The following is a 3,817-nucleotide window of genomic DNA, read 5'->3' as shown; positions in this document are numbered from 1 at the left end:
ATGCCCTTCTCGTAGCGGGCGCTCCCCTGCTGCTCCGCCTTGAGGTTGGCGGTCGGCTTCATGTAGTCGAAGTCGTTGGTCCCGAACTTTCCCGTGCGAAACCTGCGCTCGGCGCGCCAAGCCGAGACGTGCTCGCGATCGTGGCGGTCGGCGCCTCCGAGCGGCACGAACGGAAGGTTGCCACCGCTCGCCTTCACCGGCTTGTGGCAAGATCGCGAATCGCAGAGCATCAGTTGATGGCGCTGCTCATCGTGCTCAAAATGCGTATAGACGCCCCATTCTTCAAGCAATCGTGATACGAATGATAGATCGGACTCGCGGTACTGAACGCAGTACTCGATCTTCTCGTAGTCTCCTCGGCTGGCCCTGATCTGGAAATCCTTGAAGCCACTCTCCTGAAAAACCTCTTCGATGATGTCGAAGACGGATTTGTCCTTGAAGATCCGGCATGTGGCCTTGCGTCCGAGGAGCCAGAGCCAAGGGCGTAGAACGAGTCGATAGGCATAGAGATTGTTCTTGGTGCCGGACCAGTCGGCATCCACCAACACGCCGTTGAAGTAGCGCGTCGCGTTTCCGTATGACTTGAGCTTCACGCAACAGTTTTTACCGATGAGCTTGTCGAAATCGATATCCTGGCGATTCGACGTCGCTTCGATCTGATACACGAACAGTTCGCTCAGGCTTTCGGTGCCATCGAAGCGTGTCAAAACGAGTTCGTCGCGACCGAGCGGTGTGACCAGTTCGGCCGTACGCTCTTTCTGCTCGAAATCAAATCCGCCTCCGACATTCGGGCCGTCGCTCAAAATGAAATCCTTTATACGGGCTACTTTCAAGGATTGACGGCATCATGCGGGAATGGCAACTCTCGCGCAACACGGGAGAGCGGGCTATGACATCGTTCCGGTTATTGCTGTTGACTGTGTCAGCACTGTCTTTCACAAGCGGCATTGCAGTGGCCGACCCCGCTTACCGAGCATCAGACATCGTCAACCATTTCTCGCGAAAGGCCGGATTAGGCGCGACACGCTCACTCTGTATTGGCACAGAGAGCGAGTGCTCCAAAGAAATACCAGAACGGACCAAGGCTGTCGACAGCTTCGATCTCAGGGTTCAGTTCGAGTACAACTCGGCCACGCTGACGAGCCTTGCCCGCGCGAACCTGGATGAGTTCGCGAAGGCGTTGAGCGATCCGAACCTGCCCGCGGGCTCCTTCCTCGTGGAGGGCCACACGGATGGCTTCGGCAGCGATGCCTACAATCTCGACCTCTCGATGCGGCGTGCGGCCGCCGTCGTGGAGTACCTCACCGCCAAGGGTGTCCCGACAGACCGCCTCCTCGCGAAAGGCTTCGGCAAGCAACGCCCGATCGACAGGGACCCGATGTCCAGCGCCAACCGGCGCGTCGAAACACGCCTCCGGACCGAGTAGGCACCGCCGGCTAGCACCGCACCGGCGAGATCGCGCGATGAGGGGGCGCACTGGCGGGTCTCCTCCGGGCGCAGGGCAGGTTCTTTTCGGGAGAGGATAGGCGCGGGATGGCGGCACTCGACGTGGCGCGCATGAGTGAGCCGGTCTCGGCGGATGCCCCCTGTGGCCCCGACCTCGAGGTCGAAGAGGATCTCGAATACCTGCAATGCGTGGCCTTCGTCGAAGGCCTGCTGCCGCTCTCCTACCTGACGCGCGACGAGGATGGACGACCGCAGGTCTTCGATCGCACGTCCATCGACATCCCGGCGGCCCTCAAGCGGCTGTCCGACCTCCTTGCGGCGACTCGGGACCTCCGGCTCCTGACCCTCTTCGGGCGCCTTTGCGCCCTCAATCGCGATCTCGCCGGCCTGTCCGAAACGCTGACCCTGACAGCGAACCTGCTCCAAAGTGCCTGGGCGGAGGTACATCCCCGCGGGGACGGTGACGATTACGGTTTCCGCAGCGCCGTCCTGCAGGCGTTCGACGACATGCCGACGGTGGTCCTGCCGGTCCAGTACACGCCGCTCTGCGAGAGCCGGCGGTATGGCCCAATCAGCTTCCGCACCGTCATGGTCGCCCACGGCGAAGTCGCCGCGCGCGAGGGTGAGACCGTCGCGGATCGCGGCGCGATCGAGCGGGCGCTCGGCGACGCCGATATCGACGCGATCGGCGCAGTGGCGGAGCACTTCGCCGCGATCGAACGGGCGGCGCACGCGATCCGAGAAGTGTGCGTGGCGCAGGCCGGCTACGATCAGGCCGTCTCGCTCGCCCGGCTGAGCGCGATTGCCGGACGGGCGCTGGCCCTCCTCAATCCCATCATCCTGACCCGAACCGGAGCGGTCGCCACCCCATCGGCAGGGAGCGCAGCCGAACCAGGGGCGGAGGGCCGGGCGACCGAGGCGCCCCGCCCGGCATCCGGCCGCGTGACGAACGTCCGGGCCGCATCGGCCGCCCTTGAGGTCGCCTCCGCCTACCTGCGCCGCTCGGAGCCTTCCAGCCCCGCCGAGGTGCTCACGCGACAAGCTCAGATGCTGGTCGGCAAGTCATTTCTGGAAGTGATGACCATTCTTGTTCCGGAGCATGCGAGCGCAGCGGTCATCGCAATCGGGAGTACCGGGTCTCTGCGACTGACCTTCGATCAACTCGAAGCGGTTCCGCGGGCCGATGCCGTTGTTCCCGACGCGGAGACCGACAAAGAATCAGCCGGTGATTCGGGAGGCGAGCCGCCGTCCTTCACGGCCGAGACGCGGGCCGAGGCCGTCTCGCTCCTGGCTGAGGTCGGCCAATTCTATCGCACGGCCGAGCCGTCCAGCCCGATCCCCCTCTTGCTGGATCGGGCGTCTGGACTGATCGAACGTGATTTCCTGAGCATCCTCAAGGACGTACTGCCGGACCTGATGGCCAATCGAGCGGAAACATGAGGCGCGGAATCGGCACCCGATCGCCTCTGAAGCCCTTGCGCTGAAAACTGAAATCTGTTGGACTGGTTTTGGTTCTGTCGCTGTGTTTGTTCTGAGATCGAATTAAGCTGATATTTCCGAATTCTCTCGGTGTCTGATCAGGCTGTCATTCTTACTGTAGCGAGGCGAGATGTCGGATTCCGGCCAGAAGTTCATCAAGCGTAATAGGGCACCGCGCGTGCACATTACGTACGAAGACCCCTACGATGCCGAGAAAAACATCGAGCTTCCTTTCGTTATGGGCGTATTGGCAGATCTATCGGGGAATGCCTCGGCGGTCGAGAAAGCCGAAATCGCGGATCGGAAGCTGACCGAGTTCGATATGGACAATTTCGATCAGCGCATGGCTGCGATTGCGCCCGGGGCAGCGTTCAACGTTCGGGACAAGCTCTCGGGTGGGGGCAGCGACAAGCTGCCGGTACACCTGTCCTTCAAAAAGATGGACGATTTCAGCCCCGCGGCGATCGCGCGCCAAGTTCCACCCCTCGCCAAGCTGCTCGAGGCGCGCGAGCAACTCGCCAATCTTCTGCGCTACATGGACGGCAAGGTGGCGGCGAGCGACCAGATCAAGGCGCTGCTCAAGGACCCGGCCCTGATGGCCGCGCTGCAGGAAAAGCTCGCCGCTCCGGACAAGGACGGGCAAGCGCCCGGAACGCCCACTTGATCTCCGATCCAAGAGCGTCCGGGCGGAAGCGCGGAATGCGAATGCAGGACGTGCGCCGACCGCGTGCAGACCATCCGGACCAGACGACCGGATCGGACGGGGCCGACGCAGAACTGGAATCACCCTCGATCCCGACCTTACCGGCGGTATTGTGAGAGACGACGATGACATCTGGAACAAACGAGTTGAGCGGCCAGGCCGTTTCGCCTCAGGGCGGGACGGCCGAGG

Annotated in this window: 4 protein-coding genes; 3 read left to right on the top strand and 1 reads right to left on the bottom strand. The window is 62.5% G+C overall.

The window, feature by feature from the left end; genetic code table 11:
- A partial coding sequence (locus tag MFF30_RS22750) for a type VI secretion system Vgr family protein (protein WP_238282330.1) occupies positions 1 to 803 on the bottom strand: 803 nt, incomplete at its 3' end.
- A 44-nt stretch (positions 804 to 847) separates the two neighbouring features.
- Here MFF30_RS22750 and MFF30_RS22745 point away from each other — a divergent pair.
- The 3 genes from MFF30_RS22745 to tssB all read left to right on the top strand — a co-directional run bounded on the left by MFF30_RS22745 (position 848) and on the right by tssB (position 3,589).
- Positions 848 to 1,426, top strand: coding sequence for an OmpA family protein (locus MFF30_RS22745; protein ID WP_238282329.1), 579 nt, complete (start codon positions 848 to 850; stop codon positions 1,424 to 1,426).
- 107 nt (positions 1,427 to 1,533) lie between these two features.
- Positions 1,534 to 2,886 carry a type VI secretion system protein TssA gene (locus MFF30_RS22740; protein ID WP_238282328.1) on the top strand — a complete coding sequence of 451 codons (1,353 nt, stop codon included), beginning with the start codon at positions 1,534 to 1,536 and terminating at the stop codon, positions 2,884 to 2,886.
- A 169-nt stretch (positions 2,887 to 3,055) separates the two neighbouring features.
- The gene (gene tssB, locus MFF30_RS22735) at positions 3,056 to 3,589 is read left to right on the top strand and encodes a type VI secretion system contractile sheath small subunit (protein ID WP_238282327.1); all 534 of its coding nucleotides are present in this window, start codon (positions 3,056 to 3,058) and stop codon (positions 3,587 to 3,589) included.
- Positions 3,590 to 3,817: the final 228 nt, after the last annotated feature.

It is taken from the genome of Methylobacterium goesingense (assembly GCF_022179225.1).
GTDB lineage: Bacteria > Pseudomonadota > Alphaproteobacteria > Rhizobiales > Beijerinckiaceae > Methylobacterium > Methylobacterium goesingense.
The sequence above is the reverse complement of the archived record's forward strand: the minus strand, read 5'-3'. Positions and strand labels throughout refer to the sequence as shown.